Origin of the sequence: Sphingobium sp. PAMC28499 (assembly GCF_004795815.1) — a bacterium.
Taxonomy (GTDB): domain Bacteria; phylum Pseudomonadota; class Alphaproteobacteria; order Sphingomonadales; family Sphingomonadaceae; genus Sphingobium; species Sphingobium yanoikuyae.
Genome location: NZ_CP039248.1, coordinates 2,421,055 through 2,445,858, shown reverse-complemented (window position 1 = coordinate 2,445,858; position 24,804 = coordinate 2,421,055). Strand labels below are relative to the sequence as shown.

24 protein-coding genes and 3 tRNA genes are annotated in these 24,804 nt (G+C 66.0%); 15 read left to right on the top strand and 12 right to left on the bottom strand.

The features are described from left to right. Window positions 1–20 precede the first annotated feature (20 nt). Window positions 21–1,292, bottom strand: a complete 1,272-nt coding sequence (locus E5554_RS11885; RefSeq protein ID WP_004207650.1) for a hypothetical protein — start codon at window positions 1,290–1,292, stop codon at window positions 21–23. A gap of 276 nt (window positions 1,293–1,568) precedes the next feature. Here E5554_RS11885 and gyrA point away from each other — a divergent pair, with 276 nt between their 5' ends. After that, a complete protein-coding gene (gene gyrA, locus E5554_RS11880; protein WP_136186896.1) occupies window positions 1,569–4,304 on the top strand; it encodes a DNA gyrase subunit A in 2,736 nt (911 codons plus the stop codon). Then, window positions 4,301–4,648, top strand: coding sequence for a DUF952 domain-containing protein (locus E5554_RS11875; protein WP_136186895.1), 348 nt, complete (start codon window positions 4,301–4,303; stop codon window positions 4,646–4,648). The genes gyrA and E5554_RS11875 overlap by 4 nt, the downstream gene beginning before the upstream one ends. 44 nt (window positions 4,649–4,692) lie before the next feature. Here E5554_RS11875 and E5554_RS11870 read toward each other — a convergent pair whose 3' ends face one another. After that, window positions 4,693–5,808 carry a glycosyltransferase gene (locus E5554_RS11870; RefSeq protein WP_136188328.1) on the bottom strand — a complete coding sequence of 372 codons (1,116 nt, stop codon included), beginning with the start codon at window positions 5,806–5,808 and terminating at the stop codon, window positions 4,693–4,695. A 65-nt stretch (window positions 5,809–5,873) separates the two neighbouring features. Between E5554_RS11870 and E5554_RS11865 the strand changes: the two genes are divergently transcribed. From E5554_RS11865 to E5554_RS11835, 7 genes are all read left to right on the top strand, one after another. After that, window positions 5,874–6,749 carry a lauroyl acyltransferase gene (locus E5554_RS11865; RefSeq protein WP_136186894.1) on the top strand — a complete coding sequence of 292 codons (876 nt, stop codon included), beginning with the start codon at window positions 5,874–5,876 and terminating at the stop codon, window positions 6,747–6,749. 32 nt (window positions 6,750–6,781) lie between these two features. After that, window positions 6,782–7,426: a phosphoribosylanthranilate isomerase gene (locus tag E5554_RS11860; RefSeq protein ID WP_136186893.1), complete on the top strand. Its 645-nt coding sequence runs from the start codon at window positions 6,782–6,784 to the stop codon at window positions 7,424–7,426. Between the two features lie 96 nt (window positions 7,427–7,522). After that, window positions 7,523–8,764, top strand: coding sequence for a tryptophan synthase subunit beta (gene trpB, locus E5554_RS11855; RefSeq protein ID WP_004207656.1), 1,242 nt, complete (start codon window positions 7,523–7,525; stop codon window positions 8,762–8,764). An 8-nt stretch (window positions 8,765–8,772) separates the two neighbouring features. Further along, window positions 8,773–9,594 carry a tryptophan synthase subunit alpha gene (trpA, locus tag E5554_RS11850; RefSeq protein WP_136186892.1) on the top strand — a complete coding sequence of 274 codons (822 nt, stop codon included), beginning with the start codon at window positions 8,773–8,775 and terminating at the stop codon, window positions 9,592–9,594. Beyond that, window positions 9,591–10,439 (top strand): acetyl-CoA carboxylase, carboxyltransferase subunit beta, encoded by an 849-nt coding sequence (gene accD, locus E5554_RS11845; protein WP_004207658.1) that lies wholly within the window; start codon window positions 9,591–9,593, stop codon window positions 10,437–10,439. The genes trpA and accD overlap by 4 nt, the downstream gene beginning before the upstream one ends. A 33-nt stretch (window positions 10,440–10,472) precedes the next feature. Beyond that, window positions 10,473–11,807 (top strand): folylpolyglutamate synthase/dihydrofolate synthase family protein, encoded by a 1,335-nt coding sequence (locus tag E5554_RS11840; RefSeq protein ID WP_136186891.1) that lies wholly within the window; start codon window positions 10,473–10,475, stop codon window positions 11,805–11,807. 68 nt (window positions 11,808–11,875) lie between these two features. Further along, a complete protein-coding gene (locus E5554_RS11835; RefSeq protein WP_069338132.1) occupies window positions 11,876–12,316 on the top strand; it encodes a DUF6628 family protein in 441 nt (146 codons plus the stop codon). On the opposite strand, the gene E5554_RS11830 is transcribed toward E5554_RS11835, so the two are convergent. The 3 genes from E5554_RS11830 to E5554_RS11820 all read right to left on the bottom strand — a co-directional run bounded on the left by E5554_RS11830 (window position 12,313) and on the right by E5554_RS11820 (window position 15,024). Next, window positions 12,313–13,068, bottom strand: coding sequence for a tetratricopeptide repeat protein (locus E5554_RS11830; RefSeq protein ID WP_136186890.1), 756 nt, complete (start codon window positions 13,066–13,068; stop codon window positions 12,313–12,315). The genes E5554_RS11835 and E5554_RS11830 overlap by 4 nt on opposite strands. A 39-nt stretch (window positions 13,069–13,107) precedes the next feature. Further along, window positions 13,108–14,400 (bottom strand): MFS transporter, encoded by a 1,293-nt coding sequence (locus E5554_RS11825; RefSeq protein ID WP_136186889.1) that lies wholly within the window; start codon window positions 14,398–14,400, stop codon window positions 13,108–13,110. Window positions 14,401–14,541: 141 nt separating this feature from the next. Further along, window positions 14,542–15,024 (bottom strand): response regulator, encoded by a 483-nt coding sequence (locus tag E5554_RS11820; protein WP_026109123.1) that lies wholly within the window; start codon window positions 15,022–15,024, stop codon window positions 14,542–14,544. A gap of 174 nt (window positions 15,025–15,198) precedes the next feature. Between E5554_RS11820 and E5554_RS11815 the strand changes: the two genes are divergently transcribed. Continuing rightward, complete coding sequence (locus tag E5554_RS11815; protein ID WP_136186888.1) at window positions 15,199–16,626, top strand: pseudouridine synthase; 1,428 nt, start codon at window positions 15,199–15,201, stop codon at window positions 16,624–16,626. Continuing rightward, window positions 16,623–17,177 (top strand): 16S rRNA (guanine(966)-N(2))-methyltransferase RsmD, encoded by a 555-nt coding sequence (gene rsmD, locus E5554_RS11810; RefSeq protein ID WP_004207665.1) that lies wholly within the window; start codon window positions 16,623–16,625, stop codon window positions 17,175–17,177. Before E5554_RS11815 ends, rsmD begins: the two co-directional genes overlap by 4 nt. 15 nt (window positions 17,178–17,192) lie before the next feature. On the opposite strand, the gene E5554_RS11805 is transcribed toward rsmD, so the two are convergent. Beyond that, a complete protein-coding gene (locus tag E5554_RS11805; protein ID WP_010336090.1) occupies window positions 17,193–17,639 on the bottom strand; it encodes a globin domain-containing protein in 447 nt (148 codons plus the stop codon). Window positions 17,640–17,746: 107 nt separating this feature from the next. Between E5554_RS11805 and E5554_RS11800 the strand changes: the two genes are divergently transcribed. After that, window positions 17,747–18,241: an Rrf2 family transcriptional regulator gene (locus E5554_RS11800; protein ID WP_136186887.1), complete on the top strand. Its 495-nt coding sequence runs from the start codon at window positions 17,747–17,749 to the stop codon at window positions 18,239–18,241. On the opposite strand, the gene E5554_RS11795 is transcribed toward E5554_RS11800, so the two are convergent. Both E5554_RS11795 and E5554_RS11790 read right to left on the bottom strand, forming a co-directional pair. After that, window positions 18,198–18,539: a hypothetical protein gene (locus tag E5554_RS11795; protein WP_010336087.1), complete on the bottom strand. Its 342-nt coding sequence runs from the start codon at window positions 18,537–18,539 to the stop codon at window positions 18,198–18,200. The genes E5554_RS11800 and E5554_RS11795 overlap by 44 nt on opposite strands. A gap of 108 nt (window positions 18,540–18,647) precedes the next feature. Then, window positions 18,648–19,043: a GFA family protein gene (locus tag E5554_RS11790; RefSeq protein ID WP_136188327.1), complete on the bottom strand. Its 396-nt coding sequence runs from the start codon at window positions 19,041–19,043 to the stop codon at window positions 18,648–18,650. Window positions 19,044–19,156: 113 nt separating this feature from the next. Between E5554_RS11790 and E5554_RS11785 the strand changes: the two genes are divergently transcribed. Further along, a complete protein-coding gene (locus E5554_RS11785) occupies window positions 19,157–21,433 on the top strand; it encodes a UvrD-helicase domain-containing protein (protein ID WP_136186886.1) in 2,277 nt (758 codons plus the stop codon). Window positions 21,434–21,781: 348 nt separating this feature from the next. On the opposite strand, the gene E5554_RS11780 is transcribed toward E5554_RS11785, so the two are convergent. The 4 genes from E5554_RS11780 to E5554_RS11765 all read right to left on the bottom strand — a co-directional run bounded on the left by E5554_RS11780 (window position 21,782) and on the right by E5554_RS11765 (window position 22,578). After that, window positions 21,782–21,857: transfer RNA gene (locus tag E5554_RS11780), tRNA-Ala, on the bottom strand. Window positions 21,858–21,928: 71 nt separating this feature from the next. Further along, a tRNA-Ala gene (locus E5554_RS11775) sits at window positions 21,929–22,004 on the bottom strand. A 71-nt stretch (window positions 22,005–22,075) separates the two neighbouring features. After that, window positions 22,076–22,151, bottom strand: a tRNA-Ala gene (locus tag E5554_RS11770). 88 nt (window positions 22,152–22,239) lie between these two features. Then, the gene (locus tag E5554_RS11765) at window positions 22,240–22,578 is read right to left on the bottom strand and encodes a TIGR02300 family protein (RefSeq protein ID WP_004207671.1); all 339 of its coding nucleotides are present in this window, start codon (window positions 22,576–22,578) and stop codon (window positions 22,240–22,242) included. Between the two features lie 146 nt (window positions 22,579–22,724). Here E5554_RS11765 and aroA point away from each other — a divergent pair, with 146 nt between their 5' ends. Together aroA and E5554_RS11755 are read left to right on the top strand one after the other, a co-directional pair. Beyond that, window positions 22,725–24,119: a 3-phosphoshikimate 1-carboxyvinyltransferase gene (gene aroA, locus E5554_RS11760; RefSeq protein WP_136186885.1), complete on the top strand. Its 1,395-nt coding sequence runs from the start codon at window positions 22,725–22,727 to the stop codon at window positions 24,117–24,119. Further along, complete coding sequence (locus E5554_RS11755; protein ID WP_136186884.1) at window positions 24,116–24,745, top strand: d(CMP) kinase; 630 nt, start codon at window positions 24,116–24,118, stop codon at window positions 24,743–24,745. The genes aroA and E5554_RS11755 overlap by 4 nt, the downstream gene beginning before the upstream one ends. Window positions 24,746–24,804: the final 59 nt, after the last annotated feature.

Sequence of the window (24,804 nt, the reverse complement as noted above, 5' to 3'; positions counted from 1 at the left end):
CTGCGCGCCTTATACTAGATTCAGGCCTTGGTGCCCAGATAGGTCAGCCACAGATCGGCGATCTGCTTGCGCGCACCGCCCTGGACTGCCTCGAACGCCGACTTGGCGCCGGCATTGTCGCCACCCATGGTCTTGGCAATGCCCAGGCGGGTGTTGATCTCGTCGGCGTCGACGCCACCCTTCTGCTTGGCCAGTTCGAACATCGCCGCCGCCTTGGCATAGTCGCCATAGCCTAGATAGGCGTCGCCGGTCGCAGCCGCGACCTTGCCGTTGGCAGCCTTGCCGGCATCCGCTTCGGCGGCGCCCAGCGACGACTTGTCGCCCGGAATGCGACCCACGGCGGCCTGATAGATGTCGCCCGCCTGGCTGGCGTTCAGCACGCCCTTGGCGCGGCCGGCGTCGATCGTCGACTTGACCTCGCCATAAATGCCCGTCTTCGACGCCATTTCGGCCAGTTCGGTGAAGTCCGCAGCGACCACCAGCCCCTTGGCCGCCGACATCAGGCGCAGCACGTCCAGATTTTCGCGGTTGGTGATGTTCGGGTTCGCCTGCTGGAACAGACGGATCAGCGTGCGCAGATTTTCACCGCTCGGATTGGCGGCATAGGCCCACTTGGCCCAATCGGTGACTTCCGGCAGGCGCGCGGCAGCCGCACGGCTGACGCCGATCTGATACCATTGCGCCGGCACGGGCTGGCCCGACGCCTTGGTCGCGTCAGCCGCCGCCTTCAGCGCAGCGAGGCCCTGCTGGTTGAAGCCACGCGCCGGCTCGGCCGAGGCATTGCCGGTGCCGGCCTTGCCGAAATAGGCCTGGGCGATGGTCGGGTTGACCTGTTCCGCCTTGTAGCCGGCAGCCAGCGCCGCCTGGCCACGCGAAATCGCGACGTCGTAATTCTTCTGGGCGAGAGCCGCATCGGCCGCCACCATGTTGAACTGGCCGGTCTGCTCGGGCGGCGTCAGGCCGCTGTCGAGCATCTGGTTGAGGCCTTCCATCTTCAGCGCGTCATCCTTGCTCTGGATGCCGGTGTTCAGCTTGATCGCGCCGATCTGGTACTTGTCGTCGTTCGACGCCGCCTTGCCATCGGCCTCGGTCAGCGCCGTCTTGGCACCGGCGAAATCCTGGGCATCGGACGCCTTCTGGGCCGCTTGGAGCGACTTGAGCACTTCGGGCGACACGTTCAGCTTGCGGCCGGCCGGCTTTTCTTCCTTCTTCGCGGCGGAGGCGGGAGCCGAAACGGCGCCGCCGGTCAGCGCCAGAGCCAGCGCGAGCGACAGCGGGGTAACAAAACGCATGATCCTCATCTCCTTTTCGCGCCTGACAGGGGGACCACAGGCGACATCCGGGTTGAACGCCGATTAGGGGTCGGCGCGTGAACGGGCTTTGAACAAGCCTATATCCGCGCATTTTGCAACTGTCATGCTGCCGCTTCGTTCCGCTTTTCTTCGCGCCCGCCAATCACCGCCTTGGCTGCACATGCGGGCGCGCGGGCGCGCGCGAGGGGTGACAGATTTGTTTCGCTCGGCTAGTGCAGTGGCAACGCATCACACCCATCCAAAAAGAGAATCGCCTTGACCGACGAGACCGTCCTCGCCGACCCTTCGGACATCAGCCCCATCAGCATCGTTGATGAGATGAAGTCGAGCTATCTCGACTATGCCATGTCCGTGATCGTCTCCCGCGCCCTGCCGGACGTGCGCGACGGCCTGAAGCCGGTGCATCGCCGCATTCTCTTCTCGGCCCAGGAATCGGGCTTCGTCTACAACCGCCCCTATCGCAAGTCCGCCCGTCTGGTCGGTGAAGTCATGGGTAAATATCACCCCCATGGCGACAGCTCGATCTACGACGCCCTGGCCCGCATGACCCAGGACTGGTCGATGCGCGTGCCGCTGATCGATGGTCAGGGGAACTTCGGTTCGATGGACCCCGATCCGCCAGCCGCCATGCGTTACACCGAAGCGCGCCTGGCCAAGGTCGCGACCGCGCTGCTGGAAGATCTCGACAAGGACACCGTCGACTTCACCCCCAATTATGACGCGTCGGAAAGCGAGCCGCAGGTGCTGCCCGCCCGCTTCCCGAACCTGCTGGTCAACGGCGCCGGCGGCATCGCCGTCGGCATGGCGACCAACATCCCGCCACATAATCTGGGCGAAGTGCTGCGCGCCTGCCTTGCCTATATCGAAAACCCGGCAATCTCGACCGACGAACTGATCCAGATCGTCCCCGGCCCGGACTTCCCGACCGCGCCGCTGATCCTGGGCCAGTCGGGCGCCCGCAACGCCTATCATACCGGCCGCGGCTCGATCCTGATGCGCGCCCGGCACGAAGTGGAGGAAGGCCGCGGCGACCGTCGCTCGATCGTCCTTACCTCCATCCCCTATCAGGTCGGCAAGAGCGGCCTGGTCGAAAAGATCGCCGAAGCCGCCAAGGACAAGCGGATCGAGGGCATTAGCGACATTCGTGACGAATCGAGCCGCGAAGGCGTGCGCATCGTCATGGACCTGAAGCGCGACGCCACCCCGGACGTCGTCCTCAACCAGCTGTGGCGCAACACCCCGGCCCAGTCGAGCTTCCCCGCCAACATGCTGGCGATCCGTGGCGGCCGCCCGGAACTGCTGGGCCTGCGCGAGATCATCGAAGCCTTCGTCAAGTTCCGCGAAGAGGTCATCACCCGTCGCACCAAGTTCGAGCTGAACAAGGCGCGCGACCGCGCCCATATCTTGCTCGGCCTGGTCGTCGCGGTCACCAATCTCGACGAGGTGGTGAAGATCATCCGCGGTTCGGCCAGCCCGGCCGCCGCCCGCGAATCGCTGCTGGCGCGCGAATGGCCGATCGGCGAGATCGCGCCCTATCTCGCCCTGGTCGAGGCGATCGAAACCGAAGTCAGCGGCGAGAGCTACAAGCTCAGCGACGTGCAGGTCCGCGCCATCCTCGACCTGCGCCTCCACCGCCTGACCGCGCTCGGCCGTGACGAAATCGGCAAGGAACTGGCCGAACTGGCCGAAGCCATCGCCGAATATCTCGCCATCCTGGGCGACCGGGTGAAGCTCTACGCCGTGATGCGCGAAGAGTTTGAGGCGATCGAGAGCGAATTCGCCACGCCGCGCGTGTCGGTCATCGCCCCTGCCGCCGACGGCATTGATGACGAGGATCTGATCGAGCGCGAGGAGATGGTCGTCACCGTCACCGTGCAGGGCTATATCAAGCGCACCCCGCTCGAAAGCTTCCGCGCCCAGGGCCGTGGCGGCAAGGGCCGTTCGGGCATGGCGACCAAGGATGAGGACGCCGTCACCGAATTGTTCGTCACCTCGACGCACACGCCGGTGCTGTTCTTCTCGACCGCCGGCAAGGTCTATCGCCTCAAGGTCTGGCGCCTGCCCGAGGGTGGCCCCGCCACCCGTGGCCGGCCGATGATCAACCTGCTGCCGCTGGCACCGGGCGAAACCATCCAGACCGTGCTGCCCCTGCCCGAGGACGAGGAAAGCTGGAAGGAACTGCACGTCATGTTCGCCACCGCGAACGGCACCGTGCGCCGCAACAGCATGGACGCCTTCGCCAATGTGCCCAGCAACGGCAAGCTCGCCATGCGCTTCGACGAAGGCAGCGACGATCGCCTGATCGGCGTCGCCCTGCTGACCGAAGAGGATGACGTGCTGCTCGCCACCCGCCAGGGCCGCGCGATCCGCTTCGCCGCCACCGACGTGCGCGAATTCCAGAGCCGCACCTCGACCGGCGTGCGCGGCATGACGCTCAAGGACGGCGACGAGGTCATCTCGCTCTCGATCCTCAAGGGCTTCGACGCGACCACCGAGGAACGCGACGACTATCTGCGCGCCGCCCCCTGGAAGGAGAATGAGGCGACCCCGGCGATCAACAGCGCCGAACGCATGGCCGCCTTTGCCCAGGCGGAACAGTTCATCCTGACCGTCTGCGCCAATGGCTATGGCAAGATCAGCTCGGCCTATGATTATCGCCGCACCGGTCGCGGTGGCCAGGGCATCACCAATATCGACAATATCGCCCGCAACGGCCTGGTCGTCGGCAGCTTCCCGGTCGCGCATGAGGATCATCTGATGCTCGTGACCGATCAGGCCAAGCTGATCCGCATGGGCCTGTCGTCGATGCGCGTGATCGGCCGCAATTCTGCCGGCGTGCGCCTGTTCAACGTCGCCAAGGACGAGCATGTCGTTTCCACCGCCCGGATCGAGGACGGCGAAGATGACAATGCGGAGGCAGCGGCCGAAGGCACCGTCGAGGGCGCACCTGAAGCCGCCCCGGAAATCGGCAGCGAGGGTGGTGAGGCGTGAGCGAGCTGTTCGCCTACAAGATCCTGACTGCCGAGCAATATGACCAGTTCAAGGCAGACGGCGTGTTCAAGGGCGCGCCGATCGACCTGCAGGACGGCTATATCCACATGTCCACGCGCGATCAGGCGGCCGAAACGGCGGCCAAGCATTTCGCGGGACAGGATCGGCTGGTGATGCTGATGATCGACCTCGCCCCCTTTGGCGAGGCGATCAAATGGGAAGTGTCGCGCGGCGGCGCGCTCTTCCCCCATCTCTATGGCGACCTGCCGATCAACGCCGTCGCCGGCAAGGTGATCCTCCGGCTCGACGACGCCGGCAATCATTTGTTTCCGGCAGGGTTCTGATCCATGCCCCTTCCTCCCCGAGCCAGCCTCGGGGAGGAAGGAAACTACCCCCGCCCCATCTCCACCACCCGGCCACGCACGACGCGATAGGTCCAGCCGCCCCAAATGATGCGATTGGATGTGGCAGCCTGTAGCTGCACGGCCAGATGCGCCCAGCAGACGGCGAACGGCGCAACCACATCCCACCAGAGCGATCGTCGCGCCCGCGCCGCCTGCTCTGGCTCCAGCACGGCCGCCAATATCCGCCGCCGCGCCGCCGCCCGGCCCCAGGCCGCGCCATAGCCGATCGCGATCGCTGGCCAGCCGCCCCAGCCCAGCGCCCACAGCCAGAACACCGATTGCAGCGCGACCGCGCCGGTCGCCACCGCCCACATGCGCGGGCTGTTGGTGAGGATATGCCGATATTGACGCACGCCAAAATTCCAGAGCGCGCTCAAACTTCCGTCCAGCGGGCTCGCCACCAGCAGGTCGCGCACCGGCCGCATCCGCAGCTTCGCGCGCCATCCAGCCAGTCCGATCGCCATGTCGTCGGACAGGCGCCCGGCCAGCGCCGCATCGATATCGATCCGCTCGGCGGCGGCGCGCGTCATCGCCATTGCCCCGCCCCAGGGCATGGTGGAACTGGCTGCACGCGGCAGCGTCGCCAGTTGCAGTTCGACCGCGCCTACCAGCGCCGGCATGCCCAGCCCGGCCGGCAGCAGCAGCCTATAGCCTGTCACGATATCCGCCTTGCCCCGCACCAGTGGGAAGAGCAGCCGCCCGGCCAGCCGCGCGGGCGGCTCGATATCCGCATCGATGAAGATCAGGTAACGATCCGCGTCGCGCAGCGCCTTGAGAGCCGCCCGCAGCTTGTGGACCTTCTGCCCCTCGTCGCGCGCCACGCCGGCGCGCACGATCTGCACCCAATCCGGCTCGGCGGCAGCCAGCGCCTCCGCCGCCGCGCATGCCCCGGAGGTCGCGAGCAGCAGTCGGAACGACGCACTCTGCGCCTTCAACCGGGTGACAAGTTCGCTGCCACCTTCCCAGTCATCGCGCACCGACATGATCATGGCCGCGCCGTCGGGCGCTTCCTCCTGCCGGTCCGCCGGCAGATGACGCCAATAATTGACCACGCCCATCAGGCTCAGCGCCTGGAGCAGCAGCCACAGCGCCAGCATCATCGTCACCACCAGCCCCCTTCGCGGCTCTTTACCGCCTCAACCGGTCCTGTATGACGGTCAGGACCATGCTCTCCAACCCCTTTCTCTTCACCCTGCTCCGCCACCTCCCTGCCAGCCTGGCATCCTGGCTTGGTGGCTGGTTGTCCGTTCGGCTTGCCCGCCCCCGCATGAAACTCCGCGATGCCCGTGCACGCGCCAATCTGGCGCTGTTGCGGCCCGATCTGCCGGAAGCCGATCGGGAGGCGATCCTGACGAGGCGCTGGTTCAACATTGGCCGCACGTTGGCCGAACTCGCCAATATCGACCGACTGGTAAGTCCCCGCCATGTCCGGGTGATCGATGCCGCGGGCTATCGGACGGTGCTCGACATGCCCGGTCCCATGATCTTCCTCACCACCCATATGGGCAATTGGGATCTGATGGCTGCCCACCTCAAGGACGCGACCGACCGGCCGCCGCTGGGGGTCTACGACCCGCCGGAGGATCCGCGCGTCGCCGCTCAGCTCAAGCGTGCGCGACAAAGCTATATGGGGGAAGCGATCACGGGTAGCGGCGGCGCCGCGCGTGAGATCATGCGCCATTTGGCCAAGAACCGGGCGATGCTCTATATTCTGGTCGACGAACGGCGCGAGCAGCAGGTCTGGTTTCCGCGCTTCGGCCGACCGCTGCCGCCGTCGGGCAATTTGTCGATTGCCCTGCGCCTGGCGCGCAAGACCGGCGCCCGTCTCACTCCCTTCTATCTAGCACGAACAGCGGGCGCCCACTTCGACCTTCACTGGCATGCCCCGCTCGACCCGGCAATTCTGGATGACGAGGCGATCATCGCGGCCGCGGACGCCTTTCTTGGCCAGGCCTGCATCACCCATGCCGACGAATGGCTGGCGCTGCATGACATGGACCTGACCCGCGATGGCCATATGCCTACTCCCACCAGGATGTGACTTCCCTTCCCTTACGGTCTAAAGGCCCGCTCATGTCCCGAATCGCGATCAAGATCTGCGGCCTGTCGACGCCGGAGACGGTGGGCGCCGCCGTGCGCGCCGGGGCGAGCCATGTCGGCTTCGTCCATTTCCCCAAAAGCCCGCGCCATGTCGAGCCCGACCAGATGCGCGCGCTCGCTGCGGCCGTGCCGGCCCATGTCGATCGCGTCGCCGTGGTCGTCGATGCCGATGATGAACAACTGGCGCGGCTGACCGGCACGGGTGCGATCACGACCCTGCAGCTCCATGGCAAGGAAAGCCCGGAACGGGTCGCCGCCATCCGTCAGCGTTTCGGCCTGCCGGTGTGGAAGGCGATTTCGGTCAAGACCCGCGCCGATATCGACGCGGCCCAGGCCTATGCCGGCACGGTCGACCGGCTGCTGTTCGACGCGAAGACGCCCGATGGTGCGGCGCTGCCCGGCGGCATGGGCCTGCGCTTCGACTGGACCTTGCTGCGCGGCGTCGCCATGCCCGCGCCCTGGGGGCTTTCGGGTGGCCTTGGCATCGACAATGTGTGCGATGCGATCCGCCTGACCGACACGCCGCTGATCGACGTTTCTTCGGGCGTCGAGGATGCACCGGGCATCAAGAGTGTGGACAAGATCATGGCCTTCTGCAAAGCGGTGTCGGCATGTTGACGCTGAACGCCCCTGCCATGCGCATCGAAGGACGATGGCGCTGATCGCTTCCTGACCACAAGCGAACGCCCATCATTTGTCCCCGGAAAGATATTCATGACCGACACCATCACCCTGCCTAACAGCCTTCGCAGCCAGCCCGACGACAATGGCCATTTCGGCGCCTTTGGCGGCCGCTATGTCGCCGAAACCCTGATGCCGCTGATCCTGGAGCTGGAAAAGGTCTACAAGGCGGCCAAGGCCGATCCCGAATTTCACGCCGAATATGCCGAGTTGCTGCGCTCCTATGTCGGCCGCCCCAACCCGCTTTATTATGCCGAACGGCTGACCGAAGCGCTGCGCGCCAAGGCCGAACCGGGCAAGGGTGCCAAGATCTACCTGAAGCGCGAGGAACTGAACCACACCGGCGCGCACAAGATCAACAATTGCATCGGCCAGGCCCTGCTCGCCCGCCGCATGGGCAAGAAGAAGGTCATCGCCGAAACCGGCGCTGGCCAGCATGGCGTCGCCACCGCGACCGTCGCCGCCCTGTTCGGCATGGAATGCAAGATCTTCATGGGAGCCAAGGATGTCGAGCGGCAGAAGCCCAACGTCTTCCGCATGAAGCTGCTCGGCGCAGAGGTGATCCCGGTCCATTCCGGCTCCTCGACGCTCAAGGATTCGATGAACGACGCCCTGCGCTACTGGGTGTCGAACGTTCATGACACCTTCTACATCATCGGCACCGCCGCCGGTCCGCACCCCTATCCGGAACTGGTGCGCGATTTCCAGTCGATCATCGGCAAGGAAATCCGCTCGCAGATCATGGAGGCCGAAGGCCGTCTGCCCGACATGCTGATCGCCCCGGTGGGTGGTGGCTCCAACGCCATCGGCATGTTCCACCCCTTCCTGGACGATCCCGAAGTCGCGATGATCGGCGTGGAAGCGGCCGGCGAGGGCCTCGACAAGAAGCATGCAGCCTCGCTGGCTGGCGGCGCATCGGGCATCCTGCACGGCAACCGCACCTATCTGCTTCAGGACGAGGACGGCCAGATCACCGAAGCACACAGCATTTCGGCTGGCCTCGACTATCCCGGCATCGGCCCGGAACATAGCTGGCTGCACGAAATCGGTCGGGTGAAATATCTGCCGATCAAGGATGACGAGGCACTGGAAAGCTTCCAGACCCTCTCGCGCCTGGAAGGCATCATCCCCGCACTCGAATCCGCCCATGCCGTGGCCGCCGCCGAACAGGTCGCGCCGACGCTGGACGCGGACAAGATCATCGTCGTCAATCTGTCGGGTCGGGGGGACAAGGATATCTTCACCGTCGCCGACGCGCTGGGAGTGGAGATGTGAGCGCCGCTATGACTGGGGATCGTCTCGCCACCCGCTTCGCCGCCTGCAAGGCACAGGGCCGCGCGGCCCTCATCACCTTCGTGACCGCCGGTGACCCGGACGTCGCCGCCACGCCTGCCATCCTCGATGCGCTGGTCGCGGGCGGCGCCGACATCATCGAACTCGGCATGCCCTTCACCGATCCGATGGCTGATGGCCCGGCGATCGAACTGGCCAACCTGCGCAGCCTGGGTTCCGGCACCAAGACCAAGGACGTGTTCGCGCTGGCCGCCGATTTCCGCGCGCGCCACCCGGAAACGCCGCTGATCCTGATGGGCTATGCCAATCCGATGCTGGCGCGCGGGTCCGCATGGTTCGCCGACCAGTGCCAGGCCGCCGGTGTCGACGGCGTGATCTGCGTCGATATCCCGCCGGAGGAAGATGCCGAACTCGGCCCCGCCCTGCGCACCGTCGGCGTCCACCTCGTCCGCCTTGCGACCCCGACCACGGACGCCGCCCGCCTGCCCGCCGTGCTGAACGGCGCCAGCGGCTTCCTCTACCATGTCGCCGTCGCCGGCATCACCGGCAAGCAGCAGGCGGCACAGGCCAATATCGAAATGGCGGTCGATCGGCTGAAGGCCGCCACTGACCTGCCGATCGCGGTCGGCTTCGGCGTGCGCACGCCCGAACAGGCGGCCGCCATCGGCCGCGTTGCCGATGGCGTGGTGGTCGGTTCGGCGATCGTCGACATCGTCGGCTCGCACGGCGATGCCGCCGGCCCCTTCGTCCAGGAATTCGTCGCGTCGCTCAGCGGCGCCCTCACCACTTCTATCCGGGAGACCGCAGCATGAGCTGGATCAACCGCGTTCGTAACGCCCTGCCCTTCACCAAGAAGGAAACCACCGCCGAAACGCTCTGGCATCAGTGCCCGTCGTGCAAGGAAATGGTTTTCATCAAGGAATGGGAGGAAAATCTCTCGGTCTGCCCGCGCTGCGACCATCATGGCCGCATCGGCCCGTCGGAACGGTTCGAGCAGATCCTCGACGCCGGCTTCATCCTGCTGCCGACGCCCGGCGTGCCGGAGGATCCGCTCAAGTTCCGCGATAGCAAGCGCTATCCGGACCGGATCAAGGCCGCCCGCGCCTCCACCGGCGACCAGGATGCGCTCATCAACGCGCGCGGCGCGATCGACGACGTGCCGCTGGTCATGGGCGTGCAGAATTTCGCCTTCATGGGCGGCTCCATGGGCATGGGCGTGGGTGCGGCCTTCATCCAGGGCATCAACGACGCGATCGCGCATAAATGCCCCTATGTCATCTTCACCGCTGCCGGCGGCGCACGCATGCAGGAAGGCATCCTCTCGCTGATGCAGATGCCGCGCTCCACCGTGGCGATCCAGAAGCTGCACGCGGCCGGCCTGCCCTATATCGTCGTGCTGACCGATCCGACCACCGGCGGCGTCACCGCCAGCTATGCGATGCTGGGCGATATCCAGATTTCGGAGCCCAATGCCCTGATCGGCTTCGCCGGCCAGCGCGTCATCGAAAGCACCATCCGCGAAAAGCTGCCCGAAGGCTTCCAGCGCGCCGAATATCTGCTCGACCATGGCATGCTCGACATGGTGGTCCATCGCAGCGAACTGCGCGACACCCTGGCCCGCGTGATCGGCTATCTGACGCCGCGCGCCGCCGCCTGAGCCTCAAAAGCGCGATAGGGGGATCAGCGCGCCATGGCCGACCATGCCGTTTCGGACGACCCGCAGGTCCAGGCCCAGCTTGACCGGCTCTGGTCGCTGTCCCCCGGCGCCGACATATTGGGATTGGAGCGGATCACCCGGCTGCTCGAGCGGCTGGACGATCCGCACCTTCGCCTGCCGCCGGTCTTCCATGTCGCCGGCACCAATGGCAAGGGGTCGACCTGCGCCTTCCTGCGCGCCGCGCTGGAGGCGGACGGCAAGACCGTCCATGTCTTCACCTCGCCTCATCTGGTCCGCTTCAACGAACGCATCCGCATCGCCGGCAAGCTGATCGACGATGCCATGCTCGCCGCCTATCTCGCCCGCGTGCTGGATGTGGCCGAGGGGATCGGCGCCAGCTTCTTCGAGGTGACGACCGCCGCTGCCTTCCTCGCCTTTGCCGAACATGATGCCGACGCCTGCATCATAGAGGTCGGCCTTGGCGGGCGGCTCGATGCCACCAACGTCATCGTCGATCCGGTCGTCTGCGGCATCGCCCAGCTCGGCATCGATCATCAGGCCTTCCTGGGTGACACGCTGCCCATGATCGCCGCGGAAAAGGCCGGCATCGCCAAGCCTGGCGCACCGCTGGTGACGCAGCGTTATGACGCCGCCCTCGCCCCGGTGATGCAGGACGCCGCGGATCGCGCCGGCACCCGATGGCTCGCCATGGGCACCGCCTGGGACGCCGCCGTCTATCGCGACCGGGTCCATTATCGCGACGAACAGGGCCATGTCGACGTGCCGATGCCGCGCCTGCCCGGCGCCCATCAGGTCCAGAATGTCGCGCTGGCCATCGCCATGCTCCGCCATCAGCAGGCCGTGCCGGTCAGCGAGGCGGCGCTGAAGGCCGCGCCGCTCTGGGCGCACTGGCCCGCCCGGCTGCAACGGCTGGAGCGCGGGCCGTTGCTCGCCGCCCTGCCCGACGCGGCGGAAGCCTGGCTTGACGGCGGCCATAACGAAGCCGCCGGCCAGGCGATCAGCGCCTTCTTCACCGCCGACCGGCTGCATAGCCGCCAGATCCAGCTCGTCATCGGCATGCTCGCCAACAAGGATATGGACGCCTATCTCGCCCCGTTCGGCGGCCGCATCGCCCATATCCATGCGCTGCCGGTGCCGGGGCATGATCATCATCCGCCCGAACGCTTTGCCGCCGTCGCCGCCCGCTGGGGCATAGGCTGCACCGCCCATGACGGTCCGGAAGCGGCGATCGCCGCCATCGCGCAGGATGCCGCCCAAGCCCAGGATGCGGCACCCATCATCCTGATCGCCGGCTCGCTCTATATGGCCGGAGAGATTTTGCGGTTGAACGGACAATTACCCGACTGATTTAGACTTGCGAATGCCTCGCAATAGCGTAGCTTGTGTGTCCCCGAGTCACACAAAGGCGCACCCGCATGGCATATGGAGAAAGCTACCCCGTCGAACTGCCCCGGCCCATTCCGGGCGGCTATGGCAATCGGCTGTTCCTGTTCGTCATGCGCCGCATGGCGACGGCGGGGGTCAATGATGCCCATGCCGCCAATGCGATGCTGGGCGCCTTCGGCAAAAGCTATCGCCGGCCCCTGGTGCTGATGCGCGCGATGATGCTGGAACTGGCGCGCGCCGCCAGCCGCAAGATATTGGTCGCGCCCTGTTGCTGCGCGCGGATGACCGCGGACGAGGCGGCGATCATGCAGGCGGTGGGCGATGCGCTGCGCGATCCGCATACCGCCTTCGACAATGTCTCGGGACTGCTGGGCAATGACGATGCGCTGGGCGCGCTCACCTGCCTGCAGGCGGTGGCGCAGGCGCATAGCGACCTTGGCCGGCCGCTGGACCTCTACGCCGCCTCTTAAGCCGCCGCCTTCCGCAACTCCGCCAGCCGCTCGCCGGCCCAGCGATACATGTCGGCCTGGGCGGCACGCTGGGTGCGGTCGAGCCGCCTGGCCCGCTGCTCGACCTCCTCCAATATCTGCCGCGCGCGCAGCCGGTCACCCTGCTCCAGCAGGAAGGCGGCATAATGGCAGCGCGCCTCCTCGCCGGCATAGCGGCTCATCACATCCTCGAACAGCAGGCGCGCCTGCGCATCCTCACCGATATCGGCCAGCATCCGCGCCCGCAGCAGCGCGCGCCGATCCCATTCGCTGCCCCGGCCGACGTCGGGCACATCGTCCAGCTCCGCCAACCCCTCGCGGCTGCGTCCCAGTTCGAACATGGTCTGCGCCAGCTTGACCTGCGTCGTCGCGTCCTGCCCCGGTCCCAGCGCCAGCCCCTTGCGATAGGCCGCCTCCGCCTCGGCAAAGCGGCCCAGGTCCAGCAGCGCATCGCCCAGCGCAATCCGGTTGGCGGCGGTCTCCGCCAGATCCAGATCAGCCCGCGCCTTGCGCAGACCGCGTTCGGGATCAACCTTGCCGACCACCTGGCTGCGCGCGGTGCGCAGATGGCGATTGCCCCAATAGGCCGGCAGCACCTCCAGCATCAGATAGGCAAAGCAGCCCGCCAGCGAGAAAAGGAAGATGAACAGCATCCAGATCTGGTTGCGGCCGCTGCGCACGACATCGACCGCACAGATGATCTGGATACAGATGGACGCGACGAGGAAGATCATGCGATGCAAAAGTCCTGATTGTTCGACCTATTCGTCACCTCAGTCGTCCGTCGTGCTGGGCTGACGAACGCTGTCCACGACAAAGCCCTTATGCCAGATCAGCCAGAGCAACAGCATGCCGGGCAATGCCGCGACGACCGTCGTCAGCCAGAATCCGACCCATCCCACATTCTCAGCGATGATCCCTGCCGGCGCAGCCAGCCAAGTGCGACCTACAGCAGCGAACGATGACAATAATGCGAATTGGGTTGCGGTGTAGGCAAGGCTGGAAAGGCCGGACAGATAGGTGACGAACACCGTCAAACCGATACCGCTCGTCACCTGCTCCGTCGCCACCGCTATGGTCAGCCACAAATTCGAATGACCGTGCATCGCAACGATGACGAACGTCAAATTGCTGAGCATCATCATCAGCCCCGATATAAACAGGGCGCGCCCCATGCCGAGCCATGCGATGAAAGGCGCAGCCAAGGCCGTGCCGACGATCAGGCCCCAGAAACCGACGACCTTGTTGATGGCGATAAACTCAGCATCGGTGAACCCAAGATCGACGATCATCGGATTGAGCATGCCCTGCCCCATCGCGTCGCCTATTTTGTAGAGCAGCACGAACAGCAGGATCAGAACCGATCCCCTGCGCCCCAGAAATTCGATAAAGGGATTGAGCACGGTTTCCTTTAGCCATGCGCCGAACTGCTTCCCGGCCATTTCCCCATGGCGATCGACATAAGTGCCCGGCCCCGCCCAGAGCGCGCCAAGCGCGCCCGGCAGCACCAGCAAGGCGGTCAGACCATATGCAAGCGGCCAGCCAAGGCCGAGTCCTGTCTGCGGTGAATAGAGGAAGATCGTCCCGACCCCGGAAAAGAAGGCGCCAAGCCGATAACCGAACTGGTTGGTCGCCGTGCCATAAGGCATCTCTTCATCGCTCAATATCTCGATGCGATAGGCGTCGATCACGATATCCTGTGTCGCGCCCAGGAAGGAGACGAGGATCGCGCAAAAGGCGAAATAGCCAAGATGATTGGCAGGATCGCTGCTCCCCAGCATCCAGATCGCGCCGAACAGCAGCAACTGAATGAAAAACAGCCAGGCGCGCCGCTGACCGAAAAGCCGCGTAAGGATCGGAAGCGGGAGTTTATCGACCAACGGCGCCCAGAGCCATTTGAGCGTATAGGGTGTCGTCAGGCCGATAGCGAAACCGATCGTAGACTTCTGGATACCCACTTTGGATAGCCAATAGCCCATCGTGCCAAGCAGCAGCATAAGCGGAAACCCGCTCGATATGCCGATCAACAAGGCCACGAACGGCATTTTCCCGAAATAGGGACGCATGACATCCCGCCAGTTCCGTTTACCCTCGGCGATATCTATCACACATATTCCCCGCGCCCGTTCACTACGGGCGCCACCATATGAGCAAATGCAGCAGAGGCAAGCGGCACGGCCGACCGCCTGCCCCGGATCAGCCCAGCGTCAGGCGATCTCGGCAAACAGCTTCATGCCGCGCGGCTTGCGTGGTGGCGCGCGACCGGCCAGCACCGCATCGACCACCGCGATCGCCGCCAGCAGGTCGCGCGGGGCGAAGGGCTTGGCGAGACAGCCGACCGCCAGCGATCGCGCATCAGCGGGACAGGCACCGGTGACGAACAGCACCGGCAATTGGCGCGCATGGGCATGGCGCGCGACCTCTATGCCGCAGCGCCCACCGCGCAGATTGATGTCGGTGACGACCAGATCGACCGATCCGGCATCGATCACGCGGGCAGCATGAGTGTGACTGTCGACGGTGGCGGCGATACGATAGCCTGCCTGGGACAGGATATGCTCATGGTCGAAGGCGACGAGCGGTTCATCCTCCACCACCAGCACGCTGCGGATGGCGTTGCGCGGCGCCCCTGCCCCGTCTCTGGCCCCGTCCCTGGCGGTGTCGTCCCCTCTGATTCGCCCGAAAAACATTTGCTGTCCTGCCCCGTTTCCGCCATGCAACCGACCAACGCCGCGCCCCGGCGCCGGGTTGCGCCCGGCCGGGGCTTTGCCGTTCACATGGACGGCGCTATGGCACCGTTCATCATATTGCACATGCCGCCCTGATATGGGGATGGCCACCCGTCACGAAAAGGAATGCATCAAGTGGAACCGCCAAAAAAATCTGGTCCGCCGCGCCGGTCAGGTCCGGGCGGTCCCAAGCGTCCCTCCGGCCCCGGATCGCGTGGCGGCGCCGATCGCGGCACGGGCCGTGGCCCCGCCCGATCGGACGCCCGATCGGATGGTCGCAACGAAGGTCGTTTTGACAGCCGCAGCGAAGGCCGTCCGGGCCGCCCCGCCCCGCGTGGCGAACGCCCCGATCGCAATGGCCCCGGCGAAGCCCGCGGCAATCGCTTCGGCGACGGTCGTGGTGAACGCGGCGAAGGTCGCGGCGCCCGCCCCGATCGCAGCGCTTCGGGTGAAGGCCGTGCTGGTCGTTTTGCCGGAAACCGCGAAGAAGGCCGTGGCGAACGGCCCGCCCGTGGCGCGCGTCCCGATCGCAACGCCACCGGCGAAGGCCGTGGCCGCTTCGGCGAAGCGCGCGGTGAACGCAGCGAACGCCCGGCCCGTGGCCGCCCCGATCGCGCCGCCCAGCCGGATCGCGCCGAACGCCCCGCCCGCGCGCCCTTTGGCGAACGCGCCGCCCGCCCCGCTTTCGGTGACCGTCCGGCTCGCCCGCGCCCCGGAATCCGCACGCCCGGCACATCCTATCCGCCGCGCCGTCCCGGCAACAAGAAGCCGGCTGCGCCCCATGTCGCCAACCCGCACCCGGCCCGCGCCGCCGCGGAAACCAGCGGCAAGGGCGAACCACAGCGCATCGCCAAGCTGCTCGCCCGCGCCGGCATCGCCTCGCGCCGCGAGATCGAGCGGATGATCGAGGAAGGCCGTATCGCCAGGGACGGCGTCACGATCGACACCCCCGCGACGCTGCTGACCTCGCTCCATGGCGTCACCGTGGACGGCGATCCGGTCGCCGCGCCCGCCCCCGCACGCCTGTTCCTGTTCCACAAGCCGACCGGCTTCCTCACCACCGAGCGCGACCCCGCCGGACGGCCGACCATCTACGACATCCTCCCCGACGACCTGCCGCGCCTGATGCCGATCGGCCGCCTCGACATGAATACCGAGGGACTGTTGCTGCTCACCACCGATGGCGAGTTCAAGCGCGAGATGGAATTGCCCTCGACCGGCGTGCCGCGTACCTATCGCGCCCGCGCCTTTGGCGAGGTCAGCCAGCAGCAGTTGGAGGATCTGTTCGACGGCATCGAGATTGACGGCATCCAATATGGTCCGATCGAGGCCAATCTGGAACGGCGCACCGGCCGCAACCAGTGGATCGAAATGACCCTGACCGAGGGCAAGAACCGCGAAGTCCGCCGCGTGCTCGAACATTTCGAACTCAAGGTCAATCGCCTGATCCGCACCAGCTACGGCCCGTTCGAGCTGGGCGAACTGCCTGGCGGCGCGGTCGAGGAAGTGCGCCAGCATGACCTGGTCGCCTTCCGCAGCAGCCTGAAGAAAGCACAGAAATGAGGATCATCTCGGGCCAATGGCGCGGCCGTCCGCTGGTCGCGCCCAAGGGCGACGCCACCCGTCCCACCGGCGACCGCACCCGCGAAACGCTCTTTTCGATGCTGGCGAGCCGGCTGGGATCGTTCGAGGGGCTGGCCGTGGGCGACTTCTTCGCCGGCTCGGGTGCGCTGGGCTTTGAAGCCCTGTCGCGCGGCGCCGGCTCCTGCCTGTTCGTCGAGCAGGACAAGGCGGCGATCGACGCGATCCGCGCCAATGGCGACAAGCTCGGCCTGCGCCCAGACATCCGCCAGACCAGCGTGCTGTCGCTCGGCCCGACGAAGACGCCGCTCGACCTCATCTTCATGGACCCGCCCTATGACACCGGCGCGGGCCAGGTCGCACTCGACAAGCTGGCGCGCCTGGGCTGGACCAGCCCCGCCACCTGGATCAGCATCGAAACCGATCGGCGCGAAGACGTGGCGGTCAAGGGCTTCATCGTCGACGCCGTGCGCGACGTCGGCAAGGCGCGCCTCACCCTGCTCCGCGCAGAGGACAGCGCACCCGCCGCGTAACGCTCAGGCGGAATATCAGGCGGCCTCTGCGTAGGCCGCCTGTTCCTTGCCGATCAGGATATCGGCCAGGAAGCCATAGGCCTCCGCCCAGGCGGCCAGCACTTCATCGGTCGCCACTTCTTCGCCCAGCACCTCGCGGATCGCCGGCAACAGCGCGGCCGCTACCTTGGGGTAATGGTCCGGCTGCACGCCGGTATCGACATGGCGCTGCACCATGCGCGCAATCGCGCCGTCCAGCGCCTGCAACTTGTCGACATTCTCGGCAAAGCCCAGGATCGCCGCCGCGAGCCGGCGCGGCTGCTCGCCGCTGGCTTGGGCGGCCTGATCGAACATGTCCTTGATCGACGCATCCTCGAACAGCCGCGCATACATGCGGGTGGTGATCTCGACGCCATGACGGCGCAGCGCCGGGCCGGTCGCTTTCACGATGGCGATGGTTTCAGGGGACAGATTTTCGCGCATGACAGGCTCCTTATCGGGGACTCAATAAGGTTCATTTAATATGCATCTTTTAAGATGTAAATTGAATATATGTTTATGACGCTCTGCCCGCAGGATAGGAGGGCGCGATGCAATTGACCCGCCACACCGACTATGCGCTGCGCGTGCTGATCCATCTCGCCGCCGTGCCGGGCGGACGGGCGACGATCCCGGAAATTGCCGATGCCTATGGCCTGTCGCGCAATCATCTGATGAAGGTGGTGCATGGCCTGGGCCAGGGTGGCTTCATCCGCACCCAGCGCGGTCGGGGCGGCGGCTTCGCCCTTGCCGCCGATCCTGTCGATATCCGCATCGGCGCGGTCGTACGCCATAGCGAGCCGGACATGGCGATGGCCGATTGCGCATCCTGTGCGATCCGCCCGGCCTGCGGCTTGTCAGGCATATTGGCGCAGGCGGTCGGTGCTTTCCTGACGGTGCTGGACGGCTATAGCCTGGCCGACGCGGCGCGCGACCGGACTGGCCTCGCGGCGCTCATCGCCGCCCTGCCCACCCCTGCCGCCGCCGATCCCAATCCGGATGTCAGCCCGGCCTGCGCATCCTCTTCTTCGCCTCGCCCGGATTGACGCAACCGTCCTGCACGCCCTTGCCGCAGACCGGATAAGCCTTCGCCTCGGTCGGCGGCGGCGTCATGTTGCCGCCCACCGTCACAGGATTGGCCGCCGTGCCCACAGGCGCAGCCGGATCGCGCGGCACGTCCGCCGGCGCCGGCACCATGCCCGTCTCGGCCGGCACCGCGCCGGTCGGCTGGGCCGCATTGGGATCCTGGTTCTGGGCCGGCGGCGACATCGCCTGCGCCCCGGCCTGACCGGGCAGCGCCGCCATCGACAAAGCGGCAAAGCCGGCGATCATGATGATCTTCATCGGGTTGATCCTTCTACTCCTTGCCCCGAGCAAAGGAAAAACCGGCCGCCCCGCATGCCTGTTCCGCGTCAGCGACGAACCGTGCCGCCGCTGACGCCGACCGCGCGCTCAGTCCGACGGGTATCGATCGAACCGGGTCAGGTCATGCGCCGCCGCCATCCACGGCGCCGCCTCGGCATATTGGACATGCACCGCCGGCGGAAAGGCGCTCTGGTCGTCCAACGTCGCGCTCTGGATGTCGATCATACCGGGAAACACCGTCGGGTTGGTGTAGAACAGCCCGGTGCCGCAGGTGCCGCAGAAATGGCGGGTCGCATTATCCGACGACTGATAGGTGACCGGATCGCCCTCTATCGTCACCTTGTCATGCGGGAACAGCGCCCAGCCGACCATCGGCGCGCCCGCGCTCATCCGACAATCGCTGCAATGGCACAGCGCGCTGTAAACCGGCTCGCCCTCCGCCGCATAATGGATCGCCCCGCACTGGCACCGCCCCGTCACCATCATCTTGCTCCATTCGCATCTTGCGTGATTCTCTTTTTGTTCTCATAGATTGCCTCCCGCCGCAAGGCCATCCGCCCTTGCCCCCGCAACCGCCCATCCCTAGTTGATCGCCCATGACCGTGCCTGCCCCCTCTCCCAATGACCCGCCCTATCTGAAGGGCCTCAACGAACCGCAGCGCGAAGCTGTGCTGACTACGGAGGGGCCGGTGTTGGTGCTGGCCGGCGCGGGCACGGGCAAGACCGCGGCGCTCACCGCCCGCCTCGCCCATCTGGTCGCGACCCAGCGCGCCTGGCCATCGGAAATCCTGGCCGTGACCTTCACCAACAAGGCGGCACGGGAAATGCGCGAGCGCGTCGGCCGGATGATCGGCCCGGCGGTCGAGGGCATGCCCTGGCTCGGCACCTTCCACGCGATCGCGGCCAAGATGCTGCGCCGCCATGCTGAACTGGTGGGCCTTCAGTCCAATTTCACCATCCTCGACACCGATGACCAGTTGCGCCTGATGAAGCAGCTGATCCAGGCGGAGGGGATTGACGAGAAGCGCTGGCCCGCCCGCCAACTCGCCGGTCTGATCGACCAGTGGAAGAATAAGGGCCTCACCCCGGAGGAAGTCGGCGCTGGCGAGGCGGAGGGCTATGCCCATGGCAAGGGGCAAAAGCTCTATGCCGCCTATCAGGCCCGTTTGCGCGAGGTGAATGCCTGCGATTTCGGTGACTTGCTGCTCCACTCTCTCACCATCTTGAAGCGCCACCGCGACGTGCTGGAACAATATCAGCAGCGCTTCAAATATATCATGGTGGACGAGTATCAGGACACCAACTCCAGCCAGTATCTCTGGCTCCGCCTCCTCGCCCAGACCCGCAAGAATATCTGCTGCGTCGGCGACGACGATCAGTCCATCTATTCATGGCGCGGTGCAGAAGTCGCCAATATCCTGCGGTTCGAAAAGGATTTTCCGGGCGCGGTCATCGTCCGGCTGGAACAGAATTACCGCTCCACCCCGCATATCCTGGGCGCCGCCTCCGGGGTGATCGCGGAAAATGGCAATCGCCTGGGCAAGACATTGTGGACCGACATCGACGTCGGCGAAAAGGTGCGCGTGCTGGGCGTGTGGGACGGGCCGGAAGAAGCCCGCCGCGTTGGCGACGAGATCGAGGCGATCGCCCGCGCCGGCGGCTCGCTGGACGAGGTCGCGATCCTCGTCCGCGCCCAGCACCAGACCCGCGAATTCGAAGACCGCTTCATCCAGATCGGCCTGCCCTATCGCATCGTCGGTGGCTTCCGCTTCTATGAGCGCGCCGAAATCCGCGACGCGCTCGCCTATCTGCGCCTCGTCAACCAGCCGGCCGACGACCTGGCCTTCGAACGCATCGTCAACGTGCCGAAGCGCGGCCTGGGCGACAAGGCGGTCGAGAAGCTGCACCGGCTGGCGCGCGCGGAGGGCATTCCCCTCGCCCTTGCCGCCGCCCGCATCCTCGACACCGACGAACTGACACCCCAGGCGCGCCGTTCGCTCGGCGCCTTCATCGGCGACTTCGCCCGCTGGCGCGATCGCGCCGCACAACTGCCCCATGCCGAACTGGCGCGCCAGATCCTGGACGAAAGCGGCTATACCGCCACGCTCCAGGCCGAACGTTCGACCGAGAGCGCCGGGCGGCTCGAAAATCTGAGCGAACTCACCCGCGCGATGGAGGAATATGAGACGCTGGGCGCCTTCCTCGAACATGTCAGCCTGGTCATGGACAATGAGGCGCAGCAGGATGAGCAGAAGCTCACCATCATGACCATCCACGCCGCCAAGGGGCTGGAATTCGACAATGTCTTCCTCGCCGGCTGGGAGGAAGGCATCTTCCCCTCGCAGCGCGCACTCGACGAAGGCGGGCTCAACAGCCTGGAGGAGGAACGGCGCCTCGCCTATGTGGCGATCACCCGTGCGCGCAAACGCTGTACCATCCTTCATGCCGCCAACCGCCGCATCTATGGCCAGTGGACCAGTAGCATCCCCTCCCGCTTCGTCGGAGAATTGCCACCCGAACATGTGGACGAGGAAAGCAGCATGTCCGGCGGCGCCTCGCTCTGGCGCGCCAACTGGTCCGAACGGGACGATCCCTTCGCCAATGTCGCGCGCGGCTCGTCGCGCGGCCCCGGCTGGCAACGCGCCCAGACCAGCGGCCAGTTCAGTCGCGAACCCGTGCGAATCGTCGAAGCCCGCACCTCCGCCGTGTCGCTCGGCAACAAGGGCCGCGACGATGTGTCCGTCGGCCAGCGCGTCTTCCACCAGAAATTCGGCTATGGCACGATCGCCGCGATCGAGGGCAACAAGCTGGAAATCGACTTCGAAACCGCCGGCCGCAAGCGGGTGATGGACAGCTTCATCACGCTGGCCTGAACGGCGTTGCCCCGTCCTCATTCGCGAAGGCAGGAATGGCCTAAGAGGGTGGTTTTCCGCCATTCCCCTCCCGCACGCGGGAGGGGCTGCGAGACTTATGCGCGAAGCGCATTAGTCGCAGCGGGGTGGGCTTGTGCGACGCCCAGCCCACCCCCTAACCCCCTCCCGCCTGCGGGAGGGGGAACAGGTCTGGAATTGGTCGTCAGCCGTCAAAGCCCGACATCGTTATTGCGAATGTAGTGAAATTTGCCGCCAATCGGCAACGACACCGCAGCCAGCCCGACCGAATCCGAAGGCCATCAACGCAATCCCATGGGGCGCGTGTGCATGATGCTATGTGAAGAAAAATGGTGGAGCCTAGCGGGATCGAACCGCTGACCTCCTGCATGCCATGCAGGCGCTCTCCCAGCTGAGCTAAGGCCCCATCCTGATACGGCGCAAACCGCGTCCCGATGGATCAGACCATGTCCGGCAAAAGCCGTCGGCCGAAAAAATTGGTGGAGCCTAGCGGGATCGAACCGCTGACCTCCTGCATGCCATGCAGGCGCTCTCCCAGCTGAGCTAAGGCCCCATCCTGATACGGTGCGAACCGCGTCCCGATGGATCAAACCATGTCCGGCACAAGCCGTCGGCCGAAAAAATTGGTGGAGCCTAGCGGGATCGAACCGCTGACCTCCTGCATGCCATGCAGGCGCTCTCCCAGCTGAGCTAAGGCCCCGTACCATCTTGAGGCGCCGTTGGGTCCGGCGCCTCGGAGGTCGCTGCCTCTAGGATCAGGCGATCCCGTTGGCAAGCAGAATTTTCACTTAATTGTCGTCGTCGCCGTCATCGTTGCCGGCATCGACGCCCAGGTCGTCATCGCCGCCCAGATCGACGTCATTATCCGGCGAATCGCCATCATCATCGACGTCCAGATCGATGTCCAGATCATCGTCCGCCGTCTCCAGCTCACCATCGGCCGTTTCCACGACCTTCTTGGGCGCGGCCTCTTCATAGGGCAGCGGCTGCTTCGACTTCAGCACCGGTTCGGGCTCCCAGGCGGCGCCGCAGTTGATGCAGGTCACCGGGTCGTCCTTGCCCAGGTCATAGAAGCGAGTCGCGCATTTCGGGCAGGTCCGCTTCGTGCCCCATTCAGCCTTCACCATGTCCGGCCTGTTCCTTCTTCGATGCTCAAACAGAAATCACGCGGCACGACAGAAGTCGGCCACGAAACGTCGGGCGCCTTGCCATAGCGAAACCGCGCTGTCAAAAGCCGGGCGCATTTTTTCGGTTCCAAGATGATGGATACCCCGTGACCAGCCATAATGACCAACCCAGCCCGATGACCTTCACCGCCGCCCCTGCCCTGTCCGGCAGCGTCGCGGTTCCGGGCGACAAGAGCATTTCCCACCGTTCGCTGATGCTGTCCGCCCTGGCCGTGGGCGAAAGCCGGGTCGAAGGCCTGCTGGAAGGCGAGGATGTGCTGGCCACCGCGGCCGCCCTTCGCGCCATGGGCGCGAAAATTACCAAAGTATCCGCCGCCGATGGCGGCGGTGGGCGCGCCATGGGCGCCGACATCCGCCGTGACGATGACGGCATCTGGCATATTCATGGCGTCGGCGTCGGCGGCCTGCTCCAGCCGCAGGAAGCGCTCGACATGGGCAATAGCGGCACATCGACCCGCCTGCTGATGGGCCTGGTCGCCAGCCATGGCATCACCGCCACCTTCGTGGGCGACGCGTCCCTCAGCAAGCGCCCGATGGCGCGCGTCACCGAACCGCTCTCCCGCGTCGGCGCCAGCTTCACCACCAGCCCCGGTGATCGCTTGCCGCTGACCATGACCGGCGCCTGCCCGGCCGTGCCACTCGACTACACCCTGCCGGTCGCCTCGGCCCAGGTGAAGTCGGCAATCCTGCTCGCTGGCCTCAACACCCCCGGCATCACCCGCGTGGTCGAGCCGATCCCGACCCGCGACCATAGCGAACGCATGCTCAAGGGCTTCGGCGCCGACCTTGAGGTCGAGGTCCAGGCCGACGGCACCCGCATCATCACGCTCAAGGGCGAGGCCGAACTCAAGCCGCAGAATATCGTCGTGCCCGGCGACCCCTCGTCGGCCGCCTTCCCGATGGTCGCGGCACTGCTGGTGCCGGGGTCGCAGGTGACGATCGCCAATGTCGGCCTCAATGCCACCCGCGCGGGCCTCATCGACCTGCTGCGCGAAATGGGCGGGTCGATCGAGATCATCAATGCCCGCGAGGTCGGCGGCGAGCCGGTCGGCGACCTGGTCGTCACCGCCTCTGCCCTGAACGGCGTCGAGCCCGATCCCGCCCGCGCGCCCAGCATGATCGACGAATATCCCGTCGCCTTCGTCGCGGCAGCCTTCGCGCATGGCCGCAGCATCTTCCGCGGCCTCGACGAACTGCGCGTCAAGGAATCGGACCGCATCGCCACCATGGCCACCGGCCTGCGCGCGATCGGTGTCACGGTCGAGGAACTGGAGGACGGCATCATCATCGAAGGCAGCGGCGGCCAGCCCCTGCCCGGCGGCGGCCCGATCGCCACCAGGCTCGATCACCGCATCGCCATGAGCTTCGCCGTCGCCGGCCTGGTTTCGCGCGATGGGGTCACCATCGACGACATGCGCCCGGTCGCGACCAGCTTCCCGACCTTCACCGCCCTGCTCCAGACGCTGGGAGCCATCGCATGATCATCGCCGTCGACGGCCCCGCCGCATCGGGCAAGGGCACGATCGCCAAGGCGCTGGGCCGCCATTACAGCCTGCCGGTGCTCGACACCGGCCTGCTCTATCGCGCCGTGGGCCTCTCCGTGCTGAAAAAGGGCGGCGACCCGGATCATCAGGCCGACGCGCTGGCCGCCTGCGGCTTTGACGACGCCATCCTGGCCGATCCGGCGCTGCGCAGCGAAGCGGTCGGCAGCCTCGCCTCGCGCGTGTCGGTGCATCAGAGCGTGCGCGACGCGCTGGTCCAGCGCCAGCGCGACTTCGCCACCCAGCCGGGCGGCGCCATCCTCGACGGGCGCGACATCGGCACCGTCATCGCGCCGGACGCCGATGCCAAGATCTTCGTCACCGCCAGCGTCCATGTCCGCGCCGAACGCCGTTTCAAGGATGCCCAGGCCCATGGCGGCGCGCCCGACATGGACAGCCTGATCGCCGACATCCAGGCGCGTGACACCCGCGATATGAGCCGCGACCATGCCCCGCTCAAGGTGGCCGACGGCGCTGACTTGCTAGATACCAGCAATTTGACTATAGACGCCGCCGTCCAGCGGGCCATCGCGCTTGTGGACGCCCAGCTTGAAGGTCGCCCGTAGCCGTGTGACCCGATAAGGCGCGCGGAAATTCCGGGCGCCCTTTTCGCTTTTCCAGGCTT